Annotated in this window: 17 protein-coding genes and 1 pseudogene; 8 read left to right on the forward strand and 10 right to left on the reverse strand. The window is 42.7% G+C overall.

Features of this window, described 5'->3' with window-relative positions; all coding sequences use genetic code 11:
• Positions 1-98: 98 nt before the first annotated feature.
• From OQE68_RS27155 to OQE68_RS27195, 9 genes and pseudogenes are all read right to left on the reverse strand, one after another.
• A complete protein-coding gene (locus tag OQE68_RS27155; RefSeq protein ID WP_180566954.1) occupies positions 99-1,568 on the reverse strand; it encodes a sigma-54 dependent transcriptional regulator in 1,470 nt (489 codons plus the stop codon).
• 450 nt (positions 1,569-2,018) lie between these two features.
• The gene (locus tag OQE68_RS27160) at positions 2,019-2,333 is read right to left on the reverse strand and encodes a hypothetical protein (RefSeq protein WP_180566898.1); all 315 of its coding nucleotides are present in this window, start codon (positions 2,331-2,333) and stop codon (positions 2,019-2,021) included.
• A gap of 115 nt (positions 2,334-2,448) precedes the next feature.
• Entirely contained in the window at positions 2,449-2,856 is a 408-nt protein-coding gene (gene fliS / locus OQE68_RS27165) for a flagellar export chaperone FliS (protein ID WP_180566897.1), read from the reverse strand.
• 22 nt (positions 2,857-2,878) lie between these two features.
• Positions 2,879-4,876, reverse strand: coding sequence for a flagellar filament capping protein FliD (gene fliD, locus OQE68_RS27170; RefSeq protein WP_180566896.1), 1,998 nt, complete (start codon positions 4,874-4,876; stop codon positions 2,879-2,881).
• Positions 4,877-5,050: 174 nt separating this feature from the next.
• Positions 5,051-5,494, reverse strand: coding sequence for a flagellar protein FlaG (locus OQE68_RS27175; protein WP_180566895.1), 444 nt, complete (start codon positions 5,492-5,494; stop codon positions 5,051-5,053).
• Positions 5,495-5,588: 94 nt separating this feature from the next.
• On the reverse strand, positions 5,589-7,619 hold the full coding sequence (locus OQE68_RS27180) for a flagellin N-terminal helical domain-containing protein (protein ID WP_180566894.1): 2,031 nt from the start codon (positions 7,617-7,619) through the stop codon (positions 5,589-5,591).
• Positions 7,620-8,005: 386 nt separating this feature from the next.
• Positions 8,006-9,067 (reverse strand): flagellin, encoded by a 1,062-nt coding sequence (locus OQE68_RS31130; protein ID WP_434801532.1) that lies wholly within the window; start codon positions 9,065-9,067, stop codon positions 8,006-8,008.
• Between the two features lie 48 nt (positions 9,068-9,115).
• Positions 9,116-10,033, reverse strand: a pseudogene (locus OQE68_RS31135) (flagellin N-terminal helical domain-containing protein); the annotation flags it as partial.
• Between the two features lie 222 nt (positions 10,034-10,255).
• Positions 10,256-12,331: a flagellin N-terminal helical domain-containing protein gene (locus OQE68_RS27195; protein ID WP_180566892.1), complete on the reverse strand. Its 2,076-nt coding sequence runs from the start codon at positions 12,329-12,331 to the stop codon at positions 10,256-10,258.
• A 699-nt stretch (positions 12,332-13,030) separates the two neighbouring features.
• Here OQE68_RS27195 and OQE68_RS27205 point away from each other — a divergent pair.
• From OQE68_RS27205 to OQE68_RS27240, 8 genes are all read left to right on the forward strand, one after another.
• Complete coding sequence (locus OQE68_RS27205; RefSeq protein WP_180566891.1) at positions 13,031-15,217, forward strand: flagellin N-terminal helical domain-containing protein; 2,187 nt, start codon at positions 13,031-13,033, stop codon at positions 15,215-15,217.
• Positions 15,218-15,305: 88 nt separating this feature from the next.
• A complete protein-coding gene (locus tag OQE68_RS27210) occupies positions 15,306-17,057 on the forward strand; it encodes a tetratricopeptide repeat protein (protein WP_180566890.1) in 1,752 nt (583 codons plus the stop codon).
• Positions 17,054-18,241: a DegT/DnrJ/EryC1/StrS family aminotransferase gene (locus OQE68_RS27215; RefSeq protein ID WP_219339912.1), complete on the forward strand. Its 1,188-nt coding sequence runs from the start codon at positions 17,054-17,056 to the stop codon at positions 18,239-18,241. Before OQE68_RS27210 ends, OQE68_RS27215 begins: the two co-directional genes overlap by 4 nt.
• A 21-nt stretch (positions 18,242-18,262) precedes the next feature.
• Positions 18,263-18,874 (forward strand): acyltransferase, encoded by a 612-nt coding sequence (locus tag OQE68_RS27220; protein WP_219339911.1) that lies wholly within the window; start codon positions 18,263-18,265, stop codon positions 18,872-18,874.
• Positions 18,875-18,878: 4 nt separating this feature from the next.
• Positions 18,879-19,862: a Gfo/Idh/MocA family protein gene (locus tag OQE68_RS27225; RefSeq protein ID WP_180566889.1), complete on the forward strand. Its 984-nt coding sequence runs from the start codon at positions 18,879-18,881 to the stop codon at positions 19,860-19,862.
• Between the two features lie 6 nt (positions 19,863-19,868).
• A complete protein-coding gene (locus OQE68_RS27230) occupies positions 19,869-20,825 on the forward strand; it encodes a dTDP-glucose 4,6-dehydratase (protein WP_180566888.1) in 957 nt (318 codons plus the stop codon).
• Between the two features lie 12 nt (positions 20,826-20,837).
• A complete protein-coding gene (locus OQE68_RS27235; protein ID WP_180566887.1) occupies positions 20,838-21,923 on the forward strand; it encodes a DegT/DnrJ/EryC1/StrS family aminotransferase in 1,086 nt (361 codons plus the stop codon).
• A 253-nt stretch (positions 21,924-22,176) separates the two neighbouring features.
• Positions 22,177-22,914, forward strand: a complete 738-nt coding sequence (locus OQE68_RS27240; RefSeq protein ID WP_180566886.1) for a substrate-binding periplasmic protein — start codon at positions 22,177-22,179, stop codon at positions 22,912-22,914.
• 30 nt (positions 22,915-22,944) lie between these two features.
• Here OQE68_RS27240 and OQE68_RS27245 read toward each other — a convergent pair whose 3' ends face one another.
• Positions 22,945-23,856, reverse strand: a complete 912-nt coding sequence (locus OQE68_RS27245; protein WP_180566885.1) for a methionyl-tRNA formyltransferase — start codon at positions 23,854-23,856, stop codon at positions 22,945-22,947.
• Positions 23,857-23,865 lie beyond the last annotated feature (9 nt).

The following is a 23,865-nucleotide window of genomic DNA, read 5'->3' on the forward strand; positions in this document are numbered from 1 at the left end:
GGTGCCAATTCATTGGACTTAACCGGTGTGTGCAATATCAATGCCCAATATTTTTTACTTATTAAATCAACTGGTTAGCTAACCAAAATAAATTGAAGTCAATTCCCTGACATAGACTCACGGCGTTGCAAACCATATTTTCGCATCTTTTCCACTAAGGTGGTCCGGCGAATATGTAGCCGCTCAGCAGCCCGGGCAACAACCCCATTGCTATCATCCAGGGCTTGTTTAATAAGGCTTTTTTCCAGGTTAGTGAGGTAGTCTTTTAAGTCCAACCCATTCACAGGTAATAAAGCCGGGGTATCCAGGCCAACTAACCCCACGGTTTCGATCTGTTGGGGAAACATTTCTACCACATCTTTAGTATTTTCGTCATGCTCATCAATATGCCGGTATTTTTTGGGTAACTCCTGTACGCCAATAACACCATAGGGATGCATGATGGCTAAGCGCTCGACCAAATTGGCTAATTCTCGCACATTACCGTGCCATTCATGACGACACAGTGACATAATGGCGGCAGAATTAAACCGGATTGAACCGCGCTTTTCGTTTTCCAGCCGAGCAATTAACTCATTCAACAACAGCGGTATATCTTCCACACGCTCTCGAAGGGGTGGCATATCAATGGGAAAAACATTTAATCGATAATATAAGTCTTCTCGAAACCCACCATCCTGAATCATGTCTTCAAGATTTTTATGAGTGGCTGCAATAATACGCACATCCGTGGTAATGGTTTTATTGCCCCCCACACGCTCAAAATATTTTTCCTGCAGTACCCGTAGTATTTTCACTTGCATATGCAGGGGCATATCCCCAATTTCATCGAGAAACAGCGTTCCCCCCTGTGCCAGTTCAAACCGTCCAATCCGGGTGGAAATTGCCCCAGTAAATGCACCCTTTTCATGACCAAATAATTCACTTTCTAGTAATTCACCTGGGATGGCACCACAGTTAACGGGTACAAAAGGGCCATTACGACGATGAGAGTTATAATGCAGGTTTCGTGCAACAACCTCTTTACCTGTTCCAGACTCTCCAGTTATCAATACACTGACATCTTTATCAGCCACCTGAGCCATCATTTCCCGTACCTGTTGTACCTTACGGCTAGTGCCGACTAAACTGCGGAACAACTGAATTTCACGCTGCTGACTACGACCATGATGACGACTAAGCTGATATTGCTCGTGAAAAACCTGAGAACGATGCAGGCTATCTAATAGTTTGTTATAGCTAGGAGGGTAATCAATTGACGCGATAATTTGCCGTTTCAAGTCAGGGTCACAAGCTTCGGGTACCAATTGCTCGCCAATCAATAATACGGCAATACCACCATACCATTTTTGGATATCAGCAATCATCGACTCCAAAGGGCTATGGCAATCACCCAATAATAATCCGGCGATACCTTCAGGGTTAACGTCCTGTTCTTTTAATGCCTGTAACCAATGACTGGAATCCAAAGCAATAAAGTCTTCCCCTAAAAATTCCAGGATGACCTTCATTTCGTGCCGACGATTAGCATTATCATCAATTAGCAAGACTTTGATTTCTCGCCACATACCCACTTCCGCTCGACTTTCATTATTAGAGGCTGGTGCAAAACGGCTGTGATCATTACCTTTTGCAACAGCTTTATTATTGCAGAAAATACCAAACTCTCTTGAAAGACCACTTGGTAATATCATCGTCGGATGACCAAGCGATGCTTACCTCAGTAAAGTCAGAAATGTGAGATTGGTCAAATTTATGACAGGCATTCCCGCTAAAGTGACATGATTCACATTTATAATCGATTTAACGGCTTTGTGCTAGCAACCTTCATCTAATTGACATATTACAATAATGTTATTGAGGCTAATTCTTGACAGTGCCCTGCTGATTGCCAGCATAACAACCAGGCAGGTTTGCACGAGCTAAAAGTCATCGCTAGGACTAAAAAGCTTATCAATAAAAATAAAGAAAATAGATTTAAACAGATTGAAAGGCAGCGATGAAAAGCTAACGACAGGTTAATTTTGAATTTGACGGTAAGCAGTCACTCCCGCAATACCTTGTTGACACCGTTGTAACTGGCTAGCTAATTGTTGTTTATATTGCTCATACTGACTAATTGCTTGTTGATAGCCATCATACAGCTGGTGAAGCACAGTAATCACTTCAATCGGTTGATGAGCCTTATTCTGCAGCTGAGATAAAAGCGCCCGGCATTGCTGATCAAACACCTCAAACTGTTCCCAGGATTGTTGCTTAACAATAGCCTGTAACTGGTCATGTAATTGACTGAGTTGTAACACAACAGATATCGAGTGATTATTTTTCATCATTAAATACAGTTTGTGAGTGTTACCTATATTTATCTATAAGCAAACAAAAAATGCTTATCGATCAACCGCAATAGCTTACATGTTATGCATAATAATCGTATTGCTTTGTCTGTGATTAGCCGACAGCCGTTGGCTGAGCCACTTGCTCACGAATACCATCCCAACCAGTTTTCACTTCCCTTAATAATTTAATTACTTCTTCGACCAGCTCCGGGCTATTAGAAGCATTCGCTTCAAATAAGCGAAATTCCATGTACTCATAAAGGCTAAATAGGCTTTCAGCGACGTCACCACCTTGCTCTTTATCTAGAAAGCTTCTTAGCCCACCGATAATCTCAATCGCTTTATTAATAAAGCGGTTTTTTTCTTCAATTTCCTTGCGTTCAATATGACCTTTGGCGATCAACAAACGCTCTAAGGCTCCATCAATTAATAATTGAATCAGTTTATGTGGGTCTGCATCGATAATGCCCGTCTCCCGATTCACTGCCTGATATTGCTTCAGTTGATTATACGCATTCATCGATCACCTCATTCTCTCGTTATCAATCACTCTTACTACTTGCCACTAACGCATCCAATTGGGATTTGATAAAGTCTTGGGTATTTTTAAGCTTAGCAATTTGAATATCCGCTGCGGTAAACTGGGTTTCCAGCTGTTTTCTAAAGGCATTAACCCGCTCATCTAGTTTGACCCTTTCACCGGCAATATCATCCAAACTTTCTGTTAATGAATTGGTTTTGGTGGTCACGGCACCGTCTGAGGCTAAAAATGAAGTTACTTTATCAATTAATTGATCTGCCACACCGGAAATAAACGTGATTGTGCCCCGGGCACCAGTGGTGGTACCACTGACTTCCAAACGAATGCCTTCCGAATCATCTCCCACTGCCGCTGTTAGCACTTTGCCAGAACCCGTAGCGGCTTTACCATTAATCGTACCGGCTACATTCACCCCTGCCGTGCCAGTGCTCACTGATAGTCCCAGCTGGGCCGCAGTATTGGTATCAACTTGGGTAATTTCAACGGTCGATGTAGTACCAAAAGTATTAGAGGAAATCACCAACTGATTAGAGCCATCCACCGAGACTGAAACCGTTTTACCTGCATTAATTAAATTATTATCGGCATTAATTTTACTTTGAATTTCCGCCGCTAACTGCGTTGGCGAATAACTGCCTGGGGCAAGGGTTAACTCAGCGGTTTCCGTGCCATCAATTTTGATTTTAAGGGTATCGTTATTGCCATCAATGGTCGTTGAACCACCCAATGCTACCGCGCCATTTAAATTTCCTTGCGTAGCCGCCGTCGTAATATTAATAGCGTAAGTGCCTTTTTTGGTGGCATCGGTATTGGATAAGAATTTCACCTGATTATCAGAGGTACGACCTTGGCTAGCAAACAGACCAACCACATCATCAGGTGACTCTGCTAATTTTGTTTTAAATTTAACACTATCAAAAATTAAGGTTCCACCATCATTTGAGCCTGCGGAAGCAGACACTTGAGTGCTGATACCAATATCCGCCAGGCTTCGAATACTCGCAGTTTCTAAACCTTTCACCACCCCACTGAGAATTTCTCGGGTTTGAGCAGTAATACTTCGTAAAGTGGAGTCACCAATTAGCACCCCGGCTTCCAGGGTATCAGGGTTAAACGCCGTCAATTCGTTGACCAGGGATTGATAAGCGTTGAACTTGTCGACAAATTCCTGAACCCGATCAACGATAGTCGCTTCATCGCGGGTAATTGATAAGCTGGAAGCAGCACCTGTATTGGTGCCAGTCAGGTTTAATGTCACCCCTTCAATCGCATCGGATACGGTATTGGATGAGCGGGTGATGCTGATGCCATTCACTTTTAAATTGGCATCCTTGGCTTGGACAGTTTCGGTTAAATTATTGGTGGTGCCATTAAACACCAGCTGAGACAAGCCATTGATATCGGTATTGTTGCTGTCGTCATCGGTGACATTAATGGTAATGTCATTCGCTAGCCCGGTTTTAGTCGCATTAAATACCAACTGAAAGCCTGAACCGGTATCCAACACACTGGCCGAAACATCCAGCCCTGTCTCTGCATTTACTGCATCCCGAATACCTTCTAAAGTGTTATTACTGCTATTGATAGTAATATTTTTTGTGGTAGTGCCCACGGTAATACTGAGGGTACCCGTGCCAACGGTATCAGTTTTATTGGTGAAAACACTAGAAGCAAGTGAGTGGGCTTGAGCTAGTTGAGTGACTTCTATTGAAAACTGCCCCAAGGGCGCATCAGAAGAAGCTGTTGCTGAAAATGCTGAGGATGTAGTCGAGGCCTTAACAGCAAGTACATCGGCCATAGAGTCTAGTGAACGTGAGGCCAGGCGCAAATCAACCAGTGCACTTTGCACTCGTCCAAACTCTGATAGTTGAGTATTCAGGGTGTTTTCCCGGCTGGTCAAACGCTTATCAGCGGGCTCTTTTTCAACAGCAACCAGCTTATCAATCAAGTCACTGGTTAATACCCCCGATCCTATACCGATGGATGAAATACCTGCCATGGCTGCTACCTATTTAAACCCACGTTCTATCAGAAGGAACTTACTAAGCATACTCATTAAAGCGGCAATTAGCGGCAAAACTTTACCCTTCTTATCAAGCTATTTGTAATAAGCCTATAAGCAAGCTACTTACTGCAGACACTTTGCAGAATGCCTTTATCAGCTATGAATGCTTCAAGCTTGTATATTCAACAAGTGAATATCATCTTCAACATTCAAGCTTTGCGCCAACTTTAATGCCAACTCATCAGGTATTTGCCTGACGACCTCTTCTGATTTTCTATCGACTACCGTGATCACAGTCCTGCCAGAAGCAGAATCCATATCAAAACGAAGGTCTCGCTGCTGAGCCTGAACAAACTCATTCAGCTTGGTAACTGCCAGTTCAACTTGCTGCCGCTTTTGCTGTTGTGATGATTGCAACGCCTTTGCATCACCCGTATTAACATTAACAGCACGTTCAGCATGGCTGGGGCTTACATCCTGCCTCACATTTGCAGCCTTCCTTGTTTCACTCACTTCCTTGGTACTCGCTACCACCTGGGGTGGCAGTGAACTAGGCTTCGTTGTTACAGCCTCCATTCTCAAGGTAGGCGATGTCAGATCAACCTCTTTCATATCTCACCTCATCACCTCTCAAACACCAAAGCCGACACCAGTTCCCTGGTGTCGGCCCACAGCCAAGTCAACCTCTATTACTGTAGCAACGTCACTACTGGAGTAGAGATAAAACCTGCTGCGGCCTGGCATTAGCCTGAGCCAGTATCGAAATACCAGCCTGTTGTAATACCTGAGCCCGTGACAGCTCAGCAGTTTCTGCCGCAAAGTCCGCATCCTTAATCCGCGAATTGGCAGCAGATAAATTTTCACTATTAATGGTTAAGTTACTGATAGCAGACTGGAATCGGTTTTGAATCGCACCTAAATCTGCTTGTTGCTTGGAAATTTGTTCAAGGGCATTATCTACAGACTGAATAGCTTTATTAGCACCAGCAACCGTTGTGATATCTAAGTTTTTCAATAGCTGGCCATCCTGACCACCGCCGAAAGTACCTATTTGAAAGCCAGCTCTACCTATCTGTCCTGTATTCGTCGAAAGCTCAACTTTATCTCCAGCAAATAAAGAAACAGAGCTATATGTGGTTGTAGTTGCAGTAAAACCAGCATTGGTAATGTTTGTTACTGCACCTACACGAATATTCCGCCCATCTTCAGCAACCAGTCTAAACTGGTTTGCACCAAATGCTTCAGCCCTGACCCCCGTTTGCCCTGAGGCATTATTTATGGCATTTACTACCAAATTTTGTATATCACTGACAGAGCTAGTAGCCCCATATGAAACATTAATTGAGACACCATTGATTTCAACCCCTCCCGATTGTGCAGTGCCAGCAGTAATTGCCCCACTAATCACAAAAGTTGTATTGGCCTTAGCTGTCACACCTGTTTGTCCACTAACTAAGTTGATTGCTGCTGCTTTAGCAATTGCACTAAATGAGCTATCTACAATCGATGACGTATCAAATGATGCTTGAGTTGGTCCTACTGCTACACCATTTATTACCAAATCCCCCGTAGCTAAGGCAGCATTTGTTACATTATCACCAGCTACACCACTATTTACACCACTGTAGCTACCTACTTCAAAGCCTGCATTATCAATAGCACCTGTTGTGGTATCTAAGGTAATATCCTTGCCATCCTGGGATATAAGTGAATAAGTCCCAATAAATGTACCAGCAGCTCCCAAGCCAATAGCACTCGTATTCACTGTGCCATCCGCCAAAACAATATTACGTCCATCAGAAGCTGTTAATGTAATGCCAGTAGTTGCATTACCATCAAAAGAAGCTACTACTCCTGTCTGCCCTGACTTTTCATTTATTGCTGCCGCAACATTCAGCAAGTTGGCTTCTGTCGATAATGCCGCATCAGTCGAAACACTGATTGAAACACCATTGATTGAAATACCTTTTCCCTGATTATCAGTTGATGTCGCATATGTGTTACCCGCTACAGATGTACCATCTACCTTCGCAACAACTCCTGTTTGCTCAGATACTTTGTTGACAGCAGCAGCTTTTGCAATCGCACTTTGTGCTTGAGAACCCGTTGAGAAGGAGTCATCTACACCAGAAGATGCACCAACAGCAACTCCATTAATCACTAAATCTCCCGCAGTAAGTGCAGCTGCAGCTATTCTGTTAGACGAGATACCCGCCTCTATTGCGCTGCCTAAGCTATCAGTAGTAGCTTTAGTAATACTTACCCCGATGGTATCCCCTAGGTTAGCTCCTGTTTGGAAAATAGAGCCTGCAAATGTTCCATCCAGTAGTTTCTTACCATTAAAATTGGTTTTTTCTGCCACATTTTGTATTTCAGTGACCAGCTGTTTTACCTCAGCATTTAAGGCTTCCCGGTCAATGCTGGTATTACTGCCATTAGCCGATTGCAATGCTAAGTCACGAATTCGTTGCAAATTTGAGCTAATAGATCCCAATGCCCCTTCTGCAGTTTGGGCTAAAGAAATCCCATCATTTGCATTACGTATGGCCACTGAGGTTCCTCGTATTTGTGCATCTAGTCGAGAAGAAATGGCTAAACCCGCTGCATCGTCTCTAGCACTGTTTATTCGTAAACCTGATGATAACCTCTGTAGCGCTTGGTCTTGAGCAGCTTGAGAGGTATCCAAGTTACGACGTGCCATGATAGAAGCAATATTGGTGTTGATGATCTGAGGCATGCTGTGTTCTCCTTATTAACCTCTAACAATTCCAGGTCAGAGGGCCTACGCGATGTCTCAGCAGGTGACTGAAGTGTCGCGGCTAACCTTCCTGAGTTGGTTAGCGGCCATAAGGAAAAAACATTTTAGATGTTTTCGTTATCAAAAACATCATCAATATTAATTAGCATACATCATCAATTTTTATATTTACTTCTCAATGATTTACAGCATTACTGGCTCTGCTCTATCTCCTTTTATTGACTTACAGTGATTAATCATTAATTAAGTACGACTACTGTTGTTAACGTTTTAAAAATTATTATTGAATAAATTTAACTTTTTTCCTTTAGCTTAAAGCCGGACTTGATTAATCAAGTCCGGCTGTTTTTTTTATTATTGAGTTATTACTGTAGGAGTGATAACACCTGTTGAGGTCTTGCGTTGGCTTGAGCTAACACTGAGATACCCGCTTGTTGTAGTACCTGCGCCCTTGATAACTCAGCGGTTTCGGCTGCAAAGTCCGCATCTCTGATTCGAGAGTTGGCAGCCGACAGGTTCTCACTACTGATCGATAAATTATTGATGGTTGATAAGAACCGGTTTTGAACAGCACCCAGCTCCGCTTGCTGTGCTGAGATTTGAGCTAAGGCATTTTCCACAGAGATAATGGCTTCATTAGCTCCCTCAACGTTTGAAACATCAATGTCCTTAACCAGCTGCCCATCTTGCCCCCCACCAAAAGTACCAATTTGGAAGCCTGCCCTAACAATGCTGCCCGTATTAGTGGAAAGCTCAAACTTACCTGCTGAGAGTAAGGAGATAGAGCTTTGTGTGGTTGCCACTGCAAAACCTGAGTTACCAGCAGTAATGCCAGATAAAGAAGTCACATCAATGTTACGGCCATCATCAGCAATCAGCCTAAACTGGGTTGCACCAAACGCTTCTGCCCTAACACCAGTTTGTCCAGAAGCATTGTTAACCGCCGTTACAATAATATTTTGGATATCACTGACAGAGTCAGTATCTGAGTAAGAGATACTGATGCTGGTCCCATTAATGGTTGCAGCTCCACTCTCAGCCGTACCCGCTGTAATAGCCGCACTGACTACAAAGGTTGCATTTGCCTTAGCTGTTACTCCTGTTTGATCACTCACTAAGTTAATTGCCGCAGCCTTGGCGATTGCACTGGCATTGTTCTGCACACTAGATGCCGTATCAAACGATGCCTGAGTTGGTCCAACGGCAATCCCATTGATGACAATATCACCTGTCACTAACGCGTTGGCATCTACTACATCGCCTACCGCACCACCATTGACGCCACTAAAAGTACCCACTTCAAACCCTGCATTGTCAATATTGCCGGTCGTTGTATCCAAACTAAAATCAGAGCCATCACGAGAAATAAGGGAGTAAGTACCGATAAATGTGCCTGCAGCCCCAAGCCCTATAGCGTTGGCTGCCACCGTTCCATCCGCCAGAACAACGTTTCGCCCATCTTCTGCAGTCAGGGTTATCCCCGTTGTGGCATTACCATCAAAAGAAGCAACCACTCCAGTTTGACCTGATTTTTCATTAATGGAGTTGACAACACTTTGTAAGTTCGCTTGTGCGGTTAAGTCAGCATCTGTCGCCACTTCAATGGTGACGCCATTGATTTTCACATTACCGTTTTTATCCGCTGACGCAAAGGTAGTTCCCTGTACCGTAGTACCATCCACTGTTGCAATGATACCCGATTGGTCAGATACCTTATTAACAGCAGCGGCTTTGGCAATGGCACTTTGCTCTTCTGATGCAGTTGAAAACTGGTCATCGACACCCGATGAAGCGCCCACCGCAATACCATTAATCACCAAATCACCTGCCGCTAGCGCATTGGCGGCAATCCGGTTAGATGAAATACCTGCCTCTTGAGAACTACCTAAGCTATCTGTGGTGACTTTAGTGACACTGACATCGATGGTATCACCCAAGTTGGCACCGGTTTGAAAGCGGGTATCAGTGAAAGAACCATCGAGTAATTTTTTACCATTAAAGTTGGTTTTTACCGCCACATTTTCAATTTCAGCAATTAGCTGCTGCACCTCTTCGTTCAGTGCGCCGCGGTCAATATCAGTGTTGCTACCGTTGGCTGATTGCAACGCCAGCTCACGTATCCGCTGCAGGTTTGAGGTAATTGATGCTAAGGCACCCTCTGCTGTTTGGGCGAGTGAAATCCCATCGTTGGAGTTCCTAATGGCAACTGAAGTACCACGAATTTGTGATTCAAAACGACTCGAAATAGCTAAACCTGCTGCATCATCCCGAGCACTGTTAATTCTCAAACCGGAAGACAGCCGTTGCAAAGCTCGGTCTGTAGCCGCTTGAGAGGAGTCTAAGTTCCGCTGGGCATTCAGCGAAGCAATATTGGTATTTATTATCTGGGGCATGCTTGATCTCCCGTTACATCACCAATCACTTGGTTATGGTCAGAGGGTCGACGCGAGGTCCCAGCAGCTTGCTGAATGGATCGCGACTCACCTGTCTGATTGAGTTAACGGCGATCAATGTGATTTCTTTAACAAAAAATACAAAATTAGTTCATGTTTTTTGATAACAAAATGCCATATAGGGTTAATGCCTGGGTGTGGTGGGAGTGCGAAAGGGTTTGTTTACTCAGCCGCTTGCAATAACTCTAAAACCTGTTGTGGCCTGGCATTGGCTTGGGCCAGCACGGAAATCCCCGCTTGCTGTAATACCAGTGCCTTAGACAAGTTAGCCGTTTCAGCAGCAAAGTCGGCATCACGAATACGTGATAATGCAGTGGTTTGGGTTTCATTAAAAATAGATAAATTATCAATAGCCGATTGAAATCGGTTTTGAAAAGCCCCTAACCGGGATTGCTGGAGAGCAATTTGATCAAGCGCATTATCGATTGCAGTTATCGCATCGTTCGCCCCGGTAGTGCTGGTTAAATCAATATCTTGGACTAGTTGCCCCGATAGTACATTACCGAAATTACCCACCCTAAAACCAGCATTAGCGATGGACCCTGTATTAGTGGTTAGGGCAATCTTTCCGGCAGATAGTAATAATATGGGGGCTGCTTGTGCATTATTAAAAAATAGTGTTGCAGCACCAAAACCTGCTTCGCCAATATTAGCCGATTCATTTTCCAAAATAATATTGCGGCCATCTTTTGCCACCAAGCGAAATGAAGTACCAAAGGTTTCTGCGGTCACCCCCGTTGAGCCCTGACTGTTATTAACCGCTGTAATGACATTATTCACAATAGTACTGGCACTATCGGCGGCATTAAATGAAATATTAATAGTGACACCATTTATTTGGATAGACTCATTCCGAGTATTACCCGTAGTAATTGCGCCGCCATAAACAATGGTAGACAGTGCTTGAGCAGTCACGCCGGTTTGAGTGCTGACCGCATTAATTGCCGCTGCTTTAGCAATCGCACTGCCTGCATTTGTGCTTGACGATGCGGTATCAGAACTGGCTAACGACTGCCCCACAGCCGTTCCATTAATCACCAAATCCCCTACATTTAAAGTACTGCTCACTAGTCGTCGGCTCACTGCTCCGCTGTTCCCACCACTAAAAGTCCCTACATTAAGACCAAAAATATTATTGCCAATTTCGGAGCGGCCAAAATCAACAGTAAATTCCTTACCATTGGTTGGTACCAAACTAAAGGTCCCTACATAGGTAGTGGCTGCACCTGCCTGCCCTACCCCGACAGCCGCAGCAAGTCCAGATGCATTATCATCATATTGAATATTGCGCCCATCACTGGCCTCCAAAGTAATGCCGGTAGTGGTATTGCCTGTATCAATAGCCTTAACTCCAGTTTGGCCACTGACATTATTAATCACTGTGACAATGGCCGCCCGATTAACATCAGCTGATAATGCAGTATTGGTTGAGACTGATATAGATACGCCATTAATTTTGATGCCACCATTGACGGTGGCATTGGTTGCTGTCGCCCCGGTATAACCTACGCTATTGGCATTGACGGTTGCACTGACATTAGTTTGGCTAGACACTTTATTAATGGCAGCCGCCTTGGCAACTGCACTGGCATCTTTAGACACACTAGACAAGTTATCATCCACCGAGCTGGATGCACCGACTGAAATGCCATTAATCAGTAAATCACCCGATAAAGAGGCTGTAACTATGGCAGGCCGGGTCGATGAAATACCATCCGTTAAGGCACTGCCTAAACTGTCGGTGGTTGCTTTAACAATATCGATGGGTATGGTTTCACCAATATCAGGCCCGGTTTGAAATAAAGTGGTGGAAAAAGAACCGTCTAATAGTTTTTTACCATTGAAGTCCGTATTAACAGCAACACTTTGGATTTCAGCAATCAACTGCTTGGCTTCTTCATTTAAAGCACCGCGGTCCACTTCTGTATTACTTGTATTTGCTGACTGCAACGCCAACTCACGAATACGCTGCAAGCTTTCAGTAATAGAGCCGAGCGCGCCTTCGGCGGTTTGAGAAAGGGAAATACCATTGTTGGCATTTTGAATGGCGACAGACGTACTGCGGATTTTGCTATCAAAGCGAATGGCAATGGCAAAACCCGCCGCATCATCCTTGGCACCATTAATCCGTAACCCTGACGATAACCGCTCCAGAGCGGTGCTTTGTAAACGGTCCGCACGATCTAAATTGCGTTGTGCAATCAACGACGCAATATTGGTGTTAATAACCTGAACCATAAGTCACCTCTGATCATACTACCCTGCTGATCGAGAGGCTTTACCCAATACTCTTCGCCTTCGCTGTGAGTATATTATTGGGTAATTTGTGGCACATCTATAATCGTCTATTTATAACCGTCTATTAACGGCTTTCACAATGAGTAAACAAATAAATGCACCACCAGCCTTACTAATAAGGTTAGTGGAGCGAAATAAAACCGTAACTTAATCGCGACAGAATAAGTCACTTTTTTAATATTAAGTTTTTATTATTAGCTTGTTATTATTCTTTCTATTTATTTCACCTAACATCAACATTATTGACAATTCCCTTAACGGCTTAATTAATAAAAAGTTTAATTTTTTATTACATTTTTTAGTTCTTAAAACTCAATTTATTAGTGGCAAATTTCTGCCTCCAACAGGGTTCTATTTTTTAAGCTATTTCACGTAAAATAAAAGCAGATACTTGATTTACAAAGCTTATTATACCTAATAAGTTGCATAAATAGTCCTTTGGCATAGTCCTTGTTAAGCCATTAGAGAGTCAAATATTGTCCACGAAGACCAGAGATTAAACCGAAGACAGTTGTCCACTAACACTTTTACAGGTTAACGAAACAACCCGTCAAGGTTGAAAAATATACCCGAAATACTGTTTTTAGCCACACAAGCGTTAAAAGCGATTGATGAAGGGTATAGACAAGGAGAGCAGTGATGCCACAAGTCATTAATACCAATATTGCGTCGTTAAATGCCCAGCGCCACCTAAATTCATCACAGTCGGCCAATGCCACTGCTTTGCAACGGCTATCTTCAGGCTTACGCATTAACAGCGCCAGAGATGACGCTGCAGGCCTTTCTATTTCCACCCGTTTTGATACCCAAGTGCGAGGGCTAAATGTAGCAATTCGTAATGCCAATGATGGTATTTCCTTAGCTCAAGTCGCAGAAGGAGCATTAAGTGCGATGAAAGATAACTTTCTTCGGATTCGTGATCTCGCTTTACAAGCTGCTAATGCCACTAATAGTGCAGAAGATCGAGAAGCACTTAATGCAGAGGTGCAGCAACTAAAAAAAGAAATTCAACGGGTTTCTGAGCAAACCAACTATAACGGTACACAATTATTGGATGGCACTTTTACTGAGGTGACTTTTCAGATTGGCGCTAATGAAGGCGAAAACATTGCTTTTAATATTGAAGGAGCTCGGGTTGATGGATTAGGGGCTTCCGAAGAAGTCGGCGTCAGCGCCCGCGGCACTACCACCGGCATTGCCCAAGGGGATTTATTAATTAATGGTGTACCAATTCCCAGCTCAAAATCCACCTCTGATACGGCTTCAGTCGCTAACAAAAGTGCCAGCGCAATTTCTAAAGTGGCTGCAATAAATTCTAAATCTGATGAAACCGGTGTAACCGCAGAAATACTAACAAACTCAGTGGAAGGAACCAGTCAAGTCAATGCCACTAAAGCAGGTAATGTTCTCCTTAATGGTGTCACGATAACATTGGCAACAAGTGCCAATTTATCAACCGATGCTAACCGAGAAGCCGTGGTATCTGCTATTAATGCTTTTTCCAATCAAACCGGGGTTGTGGCGATTAATACAGGGCAAGATGCTTCTGGTATTGTACTTGAAGCCAAAGACGGCAGAAATATCACCCTGATATACAACAATAGTGGTGGCGATAATGTTACTTCCGCCGCTACTGGATTACCTACTATCGGTGGAACTGCGGGAGTGGGTACGACGGCTGATATTACCAGTGCAGTCGCTATCACCGCCGCATCACCAGGCGCTTCCGCGTCAGGTGGTTTTACCTTAATTTCCAAGGATGGTACCCCCATTAAAATTGAGCAAGGCACCAGTGGCCAACTTAACCTGAACGTGGGGCTAGCAGAAGGGACTTATCCGGGTACGGGCGCTTTTCTATCTTCTTTGGCTGCCGTGGATACAGACGCAACCCCAGGTAAACAGGCTTCTCCATCCCTTGGCGATGGCGACATTGTGATTAATGGTGTGCCTGTTCCCGCTGGCAATGCGCTTGATGATACAGCTTCCAGTCAAGATAAATTAAGCAGTGCTATCACTAAAGCTGCCGCAATCAATAAGGTCAGCGAACGAACCGGGGTAACCGCAACTCCGAACCCCAATTTAGTGAATGGTAGCTCCATGACGGCTGCTGCAACCAGTGGGGTACTGACGATTAATGGTGTTCAAACATCCACTATCAATACCACAACTGACTCCGAAGCCAGTCGGTTCGCGGTGGTCAATGCTATCAATGCGATTTCAGGTCAAACTGGCGTCATCGCTATTGATACAGGCAGTGATACAGGTGGAGTACAATTATTTGCTGAAGACGGCAGGAATATTACCATTACTTATCCAACGGCTGGCACACCATTAACAGCTGCATCAACAGGCTTAGTTAATACAGGACTCGCTGCAGGTACCGCGGGAACCTATGAATCATCCATCCGGCTTAATTCTGCCGCACCAATAACCCTAACAACCAATAACGCCAATGGATTGACCAACCATGGCTTACAAGCAGGTACTTTTGGGGGAGCTGAAACTGGTCAATTTGTGCAAGACATTGATATTTCTACGGTGGAGGGAGCATTAAGTGCACTAGAGTCGGTGGATCATGCTTTACAATCGATTAATCTACAGCGCTCAAATTTAGGTGCCATTCAAAATAGATTTGAATCTACCGTTTCCAACCAAGCATTGGCCTCTGAAAACTTATCAGCAGCCAACTCACGGATTAAAGATGCAGATTTTGCAGCAGAAACCGCTGAACTCGCCAGAACTCAAGTACTACAACAGGCGGGTATTGCCATGTTGTCACAGGCCAATGCACTACCACAACAGGTATTACAATTATTACAAGGCTAATGACGCATAACAAAAAGGTCATATAAAAGGAGCATAATGCTAACTACAATAAATGCTTTATACAAACAATTGGGCGCTTCAAGGATATATGGATCATATTATTCAACAAGCCGAACAACTAGTCCGTCAGCAGCAATATATTGATGCACTGGCTATCATCCAACCAGTATTGCTTGAGCAGCCCAATAATGACCAAGCTCTTAATATTGCAGCAGTAGTGGCAATATTACAGGGCCATACTAACGAGGCAATGGATTATTTTGCTAAAGCAATTCAGGCTAATCCAACCAATACCGATGCCATTAATAACCTGTGTGCAATTATTGGGAAAACACGCAATCAATGCGATCAATATTTAATCTTATTAGCCAACGCCTTAACTCAATGGATAATTCCTCAATTAAGACCTGAAACGGGTAAGATCATCCAGCTTACCTTTGATAAACTCAGCTTTAATAAAACTGAGCCAATGGAGTGGCTAACAGCAGTCTTTGAAAATTATGCGCTACCTATCCTATTGACAGCAGCTCAATATGACCATTATGACTTAGCTTTTTTTCTGGAAGGCTATATTTATCAACATTATGTTAAGCGGGAAGAGTCAGAAACACATTTTGAGCAGGCATTTATCCGCTGGAAAAACCAGTTACATGAAGCCGGTCAACGTAATCGAAAAATCGTTGACGAAATGATTGCTGGTGAAAACTGGTCAGCAGGCAATCCACTAACCGAAAATAACTTGCCTAAAATTGCCTTTATCTTGCATACCAGCAGCACCCTCGCCCATGTGGAAGCACTGATTAGTTTTCTCGCTGGCCATCAGCAATTAACTACACCATTAATTAGCCCAATGGTAATTACTATCGCCGACCACAACGCCAATATGGTCAATCAATTTCAAGCGCTCAAGGTACCAATAATAGAAATTGAAACTGAGCACCCGCAAATGCCTCGCTCTGCCCGTTATGCATTTGTAAAATCTTATTTATATACTCAAGGCTATCAAACTCTAGTTTGGGTAACGTCTGTGCCTGAGATGTCATTTGCGTTTGGTTTACGCCTAGCCAAAACCCAAATTTGGTGGACGATGAAGTTCCATGGTTTTTCGCTGCCCAGTATTGATGGTTATGTATCGAGTATGCATGTAGAAGAGACCTTCGAGCACAATGGCATCCAATGGCATGGCGGCACACTATCCTCAGTTAATTGGTTTGATGAAACCCAAACAGCTGCTGCAAAACAACTACGTCATCAGTATCCCTATGCTTGTTTATACGGCACTATTGCCCGAGAAGAAAAACTCAATGACCCACTGTTTCTAAATTGTATTGCCGATATTTTAACGGCTAACCCAGACGCTGGTTATTTATTTACGGGTCGAGAGTTGGACCCAACCATTGAACAGGTTTTTACTGAACGCGGAGTTGCTCCCCGCTGCCATTATGTGGGGTGGATAAACTCGAAATTATATTGCCAGGTTATTGATATATTTCTCGATTCATTTCCCTGCGGAAGTGGCTATTCACTCCTAGAAAGTATGGCGGCAGCCAAACCGGTGGTGATGCTTAATCAGCCAAATTATGTTAGTTATTACCCTACAATTGATGCATTAATTAATACCTATTTTCCTACAGATATTGCAACAGAATCCTTTTATCAGTCAATAGCAACCAGTGTTAATGAATATCGGGATATTGCATTACACCTGGCTACTGACCCAAACCAATATCAACAAGCCAGTCGGCTTAACCAGCATATAATTAATGAGTTATTTGCCAACCAGCAGCGCTGTGCTCAGATTTACTGCCAACATTTCCTATCAATCAGCCAACAAACATGATCCCTTTTATTGACCTAATAGCGCAGCAAGCCATTCTCAAAAAGAAAATTACCCAACGTATTAATCAGGTACTCAATCATAGTCAATATATTTTAGGACCAGAAGTCAGCGAACTAGAGCAGCAATTGGCTGCATATTGCAAGGTAAAACACACCATTAGTTGTGCATCAGGTACCGATGCACTCATCATGGCACTGTATGCACTACAAGTTAAACCAGGGGATGTCATTATCACTACCCCTTTTAGCTTTTTTGCGACGGCAGAGGCCATTGCTTTAGTGGGTGCAATTCCACTGTTTTGTGATGTAAATCCAGATGACTTTACTATAGATGATACTCAGCTAGAGGCAGTTATTAGTGACTTTTATCATCATCAACAACTACTGCCAAAGCCACTCCAGCACCTGCTGCCAAATAATCCTCGTATTGCCGGCATTATTACAGTAGATCTATTCGGCTTACCTTGTAATTATTTACCCATAAACCAACTGGCAGACCAATACAATTTATTTGTGATTGCAGATGCAGCCCAAAGCTTCGGCGGCAGTTTAAATAGACAAAAAGTCGGTACGCTTGCCAATGACATAACAACAACCTCATTTTTCCCAGCCAAACCTTTAGGGTGCTATGGTGATGGTGGTGCCTTGTTTACCAACAGTGACAGGCTTGATTCAGCATTACGTTCTATTCGCAGCCATGGGCAAGGATCAACAAGCAACAAGCATATCCAAATAGGCCTCAATAGTCGTTTGGATACACTACAAGCAGCTATCTTAATTGAGAAACTGGCTATTTTTCCCGATGAACTGCAACAGCGGCAAGCCGTTGCCGATCACTATCACACGGCTTTTAAAGAAATGGGCTTAGCCACTCAATGTATCAATGACTCTTTTACTACAGATCAAAAACAAAGTGCTTGGGCACAATTTACGGTAAAAACCAACAGCCTGGATCAACGATCAACTATTTGTGCAGCCCTGAAGAGCCATGAAATACCTTATCAACTTTACTACCCTATTCCCCTGCACTTACAGCCTGCCCTGCAATATTTAGGTTATCAACCAGGGGATATGCCGGTGGCTGAAAGGCTAGCTCAAACCCTGTTCAGCCTGCCTATGCATCCTTATTTAGATAAAACAACCATTAATCAAATCGTTAAAGTGATTAGTTCCACTGGCCGATAGAGATTATTAGCCGCGAGTAATTTGAAAGAGACTGAACCAACCCAATCCTTGACTGTTTTTGGCCCAACTATTGCCGAGGATTTTGCAGATAAACGCGTGCATAGTAACAACATAACCGATAATCAAATGATTGATAAAACCGCAACCATTGATGAAAACGCAATTATTGGTAAAAACTGCAACATTTGGATCAATACCCAAGTGCGTGAAAATGCCCGAATTGGTAACCATTGTACGATTGGTAAAGATGTCTATATTGATCACGATGTTACGATTGGCAACGGCTGCAAAATTCAAAATAGCGCTTCAATCTTTTATGGCGTCACTATTCATGATGAAGTATTTATTGGCCCCCATGTATGTTTTACCAATGACAAAGTGCCTCGCGCATTCAACCAGGAGTGGCAAATAAGCCCAACAGTTGTATTAACCGGTGCCAGTATTGGTGCCAATACCACTATTATTTGTGGGATCACCATTGGTGAATATGCCATGATTGCTGCAGGTTCAGTGGTTACACATGATGTTGCTCCTTTTTCACTGGTAATAGGTAATCCTGCTCGTCATATAGGTTATGTCAATAAAGCTGGCCATCGAGTTAACTGTCAACCCTGTAGTAATGATAAAAGGTAGTAACGTGTTGAATCAGTCAATGCCCCCTATTCGTATTGGGCTGCTTGGCCTGGGCAAAATGGGCCAAAATCATTTGCGCATTTTAGCTATGCTGCGTGCAGTAGACTTGATATTTGTGTTTGATACCCATCAGCAGCGAATGGAGACACTAGCCCACCAATACCAAACTCGTTGTGGAACTGACCTCCATGCACTGCTCCCACTGGTCGATGCAGTAGTCATTGCCACCCCCACCTCGACCCATGCCTATTACATTGAGTTATGCAGTCAGTATGTGAATCAGTTATTTGTAGAAAAACCCTTAACAGATAGTATTAAGTCTATCCAATCCATTGCTTACCTAGCTAAAAAAAACCAGCTAACCATTCAAGTGGGTTTTATTGAGCGATTTAGTCCTGCCATTGTTGAGTTAAACAATATTCTTCAAAACAGTGGCCAAGTAATCAATATCGATTTTTTTCGTACCAATAAATTAAGTTCACGAATCAGTGATGTTGATGTCATTTCTGACTTAATGGTTCATGATATTGATCTCGCACTGTTACTGAACGGACCAGTAGCAGAAATTCGTGCTAACGGTTTGATTGAGCCCTGTGGCAAAGTTGGTTTCGCTTCCGCTACCTTTATTCATAAGAATGGCGCTTTTTCAAGAGTTCTAGCCAGTCGTTTAACTGAGAAAAAAAATAGACTGATTCAAGCAACTTGTATCGACCGTTTTATTGATTGTGATTTATTAAGGAAAGAAATTGTCATTAATCGCCAATCTCAAGTATTTCAAAATGAACACCAACCTTATACTATTTCAGCGACAGTGGAGTCTGTTGCCGTACCACCACAAGAAGCACTATTAAAAGAATTAAAAACATTTATTGCTAATTGTCAGGGTAGCTATGTCCCATTTCCTGGCGTTGAGCAAGCTCTCACAGCAGCAATAATATGTGAGCAAATCCATTCAACCATTATTTCCACAACAATCACTAAAAGCTAAGTAAATATGCGAAACGCTCTAGTTAATCAAACCATCTTAGTCACCGGTGGTGCAGGGTTTATTGGTAGCCACTTAGTTGACCAATTGTTAACTGCCGGTGCAAAACAAGTGATTGCCATTGATAATCTATTTTTAGGTAATACAGCCAATCTGAATAAAGCCATTAATCAAGGCGGACTATTTTTACAAGGTGATATTGAAATACCTGCCACCCTATCCTTTCTCTTTAATGAATATACAATAGATACCGTGTTTAACTGTGCGACTAAAGCATTAAATTATTCTTTTATTAATCCAGCCGATGCATTTAGCACCAATACCCATGGCATTATTAACTTATTAGAGCTGTTACGCCAGAAACAGTTTAAAACCCTTTGTCATTTTTCAACCTCAGAAGTATATGGTACTGCAGTATATACCCCAATGGATGAGAAACACCCTCGTAACCCTACCACTACCTATGCAGCAGGTAAAGCCGCTGCAGATCTGGCGGTAGAGGCTTATGTTCGCATGTTTGATTTGGATGCTTTTATTGTTAGGCCATTTAATAATTATGGTCCGAGACAAAACCACCAAGGACAGTTAGCCAGTATTATTCCCTTAACCATTAACCGTATTTTAGCTGGTCAAGCGCCTGAAATACATGGCAGTGGTGAACAAACCAGGGATTTTATTTATGTACAAGATACTGTCGATGCAATTATTAAACTCTATTCGGTGTTACCTGCCGGTGACAGTGTGAATATTGCCAGTCACAATCAACTGTCAATCAAAACGCTCATTACCGAGTTATGTACCCAAATGGATTATACCGGTGACATTATCAAAAAATCGGCCAGGCCTGCTGATGTGATGACCCATCAGGCCAGTAATAAAAAACTCCATTGTTTAATTACTCCATCGGTGACGCCGTTTAAAGAAGGGCTGGCAAGAACCATCGAATGGTATACCCATCTCAAATGATTACAAGACACAATGATCAGACTAATTAAACCTTATGTTACTTTCTCTGATGTAGAAACGTCGTTTGCTGAGATTTTTCAATCAGGCCAGTTCAGTAAAGGTCACTATATTGCCCAACTGGAAGCAACGCTGACTCACCGGCTTAACTGTCAATATGCATTTACTACCTCTTCTGCTACCACCGCACTCAGTACTGCACTGGCTGTATTAGGGGTAGGTCATGGTGATGAAGTCATTATTGCTGATTTTTCTTTTCCGGCGACAGCGAATGTAGTAGAAAACTGTGGTGCCACCCCGGTTTTTGCCGATGTTGATTTACACACATATAATTTGCAACTCAGCGACCTGGAAAATAAATATACTGCCAGAACCAAGGCCGTGATTTTTGTTAGCTGCTTTGGAAACCCCACTGGGTTATGCTCTATTAAACAGTGGTGTCAACAACAACGCTTATGGTTAATAGAAGATGCCGCCTGCGCCATTGGCAGCGATGAAAATAATCAGCCTTGTGGGTCGATTGCTGATCTTAGCTGTTTTAGCTTCCACCCCCGTAAACTAATTACCGCTGGCGAGGGAGGCGCCATTACAACCAATAATGAACATTTGGCTAAACAGCTAAAAGTTCTACTTAACCATGGTGCTAGTGGTAGTCAAAATAACATAGCCTTGGATTTTATTGTGGCCGGTTATAATTATCGGCTGTCTGAATTACAAGCCGCGATGATTTTAGCTCAACTGCCCAAACTGAATGACATTATTATCCAGCGTAATAAAGTAAGACAGCAGTATATCCATGAACTCGCTTCACTTGGTTTTATTCCCCAGGCAATCGCTGATAATGTCACCTTTAACTGTCAATCTGTCGTATTTAAAGTGCCTACAACCATCAACCGTGATCAATTAGTGCTTACATTAAGGGAAAAGCAGATAGAAACGACGTTAGGTACCTATTGTTTAAGCGCAACTCCTTATTATCAGCAGAAATACCAAAGTATCCAGCCTAATGCTAGGCGATTACAAACACAAACCATTACTCTCCCCTGCTTTAAAGACGTACCGGTTGATCAAGTAGTGGATGCAATTAAAGAGTACCTCTAACTGCATTAGCCTAATCAAATCGCACTTTAGCCTTTCAAATATTTACTTTTTCTACTTAAGTTTAAAATATACCACTTGCGAGTCATTTTTTGGTGTAAAGAGAAAGCGGTATAGACTCACAGCGAAGGATTATTTAGGCGATACCACTGAACGATGAAGCCCCAGGAGTTTAGATAACCTAAATGACTGGGGGGAAAAGCGACGGTAACAAAGCCTAAAAATCATTCGCGAAGAGTATATAAGGAGAAAGAGTATGAAGCCTGTTATAACACTATTAATTTGTTTGCTGCTATCTTATAGCATATGTGCTGAAAAAATTAGAGTAGCCACTTCAGACTGGCCTCCCTTTTACTCTCCTACAGTTGAAAATGATGGAATACTCACTTATATAGTCAAGGAAACACTTAAGCCGCTAGGGCATTCACTCACCGTAGACTTTTTACCATGGGCTAGGGCTTTAGCGCTTACCAAAGTGGGTAAATACCATGCTTTATTAGGCTGTTGGCATACTAAAGCACGAGAAGACTATTATTATTTTACCAAGAAAATGTTGGACGCAGGTCCCCACTTTATAAAAAAACAATCCGAAAAGCTGCTTGTAAGAACTCCATCAGACTTAGAAAACCTTAAAGTAGGAGTAATTCGCAATTTCGCTTTAAGTGATACACTGATAAATTCTATTAAAGAAAAAAAGACCTTTTTAGTTGAGGTCGATTCAATAGAACAACTTTTTGAATTAATTGAGTATAAAAGAGTAGATCTTATCCTTGAAAACCCATTAGTACTGAAATATCAATACAGACAAAAGTTCCCTAAACTAAAATACGCACTTTCAAGTGCAGGCCCTGATTTCAAAAATGGTTATATCTATGTATGTTGGTCGAAAAAAATGCCAGGCATAAAAAAAATCGTTGATGATTACGACAAGTCGTTCGAGCAAGTGTTCAAAGATCAACGATTAACAGAAGCAATAAACGACTTGTTCCAATAAGTTTTTCATAAGAAACAACCTATGAGTACATTAAAGCCGCTGTTTAATTGACTTAAAAATATCACTTGCAGGCAACAACTGACCATTAGTCTCTACTTGATCAACAACAATTGCAGTATCATCACCGCAACCAATCGTCACTCGATCACCTTCAATCAATAGTACTTGCCCTGGTACCGAGTAATATGGGTAAGGAAATGGTTGTGCCTGCCAAATAATAACCTGCTTGCCATCTATTTCAGTAAATGCCCCCGGATAAGGCTGACTTTGGGCTTTAATAAAATTAATCATACGGGTAGCAGGCCAGTGCCAGTTTATAAGTCCATCTTCCGCTCGGCGCAACGCACAATAACTGGCTTGCTCATGGTTTTGTGGTTGTGGTTGCAACTGCCCTGAGATTATTTGCGGATATATGTCTGCGAGTAGGTTAATTGATTTTTCAGCTAATTTATCTAAACAATCTGCAATGGTATCACTTTCACCAATTGCTACTTTAGCTTGCGCCCAAATCGGCCCATCATCAACTCCAGCCGTTAAAGCAAAAAACGAAAAACCCGCATAAGCGTCACCATTAATCAGTGTCCATACCAAGGGCGAGCCGCCACGGTATTTGGGCAGTAGTGAATTATGTAAACCTATAAACCCCATGGGTACCAAGTTTAATACCGACTCAGGTATCAACCAGTACCATCCCACAACAAAGCATAAATCAGGCTGCAATGCTGTAATCCGCTCATTGGTTTCCTGCTGATTGGCAACAACGATTAACTCAATTCCATGGTCTTTGGTAAATTGTTGAAAATTGGCAAAACATGAGCGGGGATCATGTTGATCAGTAAAAGTGATAACGACCAATTGGTCGGATGTTCTGCACTGATATAACTGTTTACATGCCAGCAATCCTAGTGGTTTGCTGGCTAATAACAGAATTTTTTTCGACATCCTCTACGT

Origin of the sequence: Spartinivicinus marinus (assembly GCF_026309355.1) — a bacterium.
Taxonomy (GTDB): Bacteria; Pseudomonadota; Gammaproteobacteria; order Pseudomonadales; family Zooshikellaceae; genus Spartinivicinus; species Spartinivicinus marinus.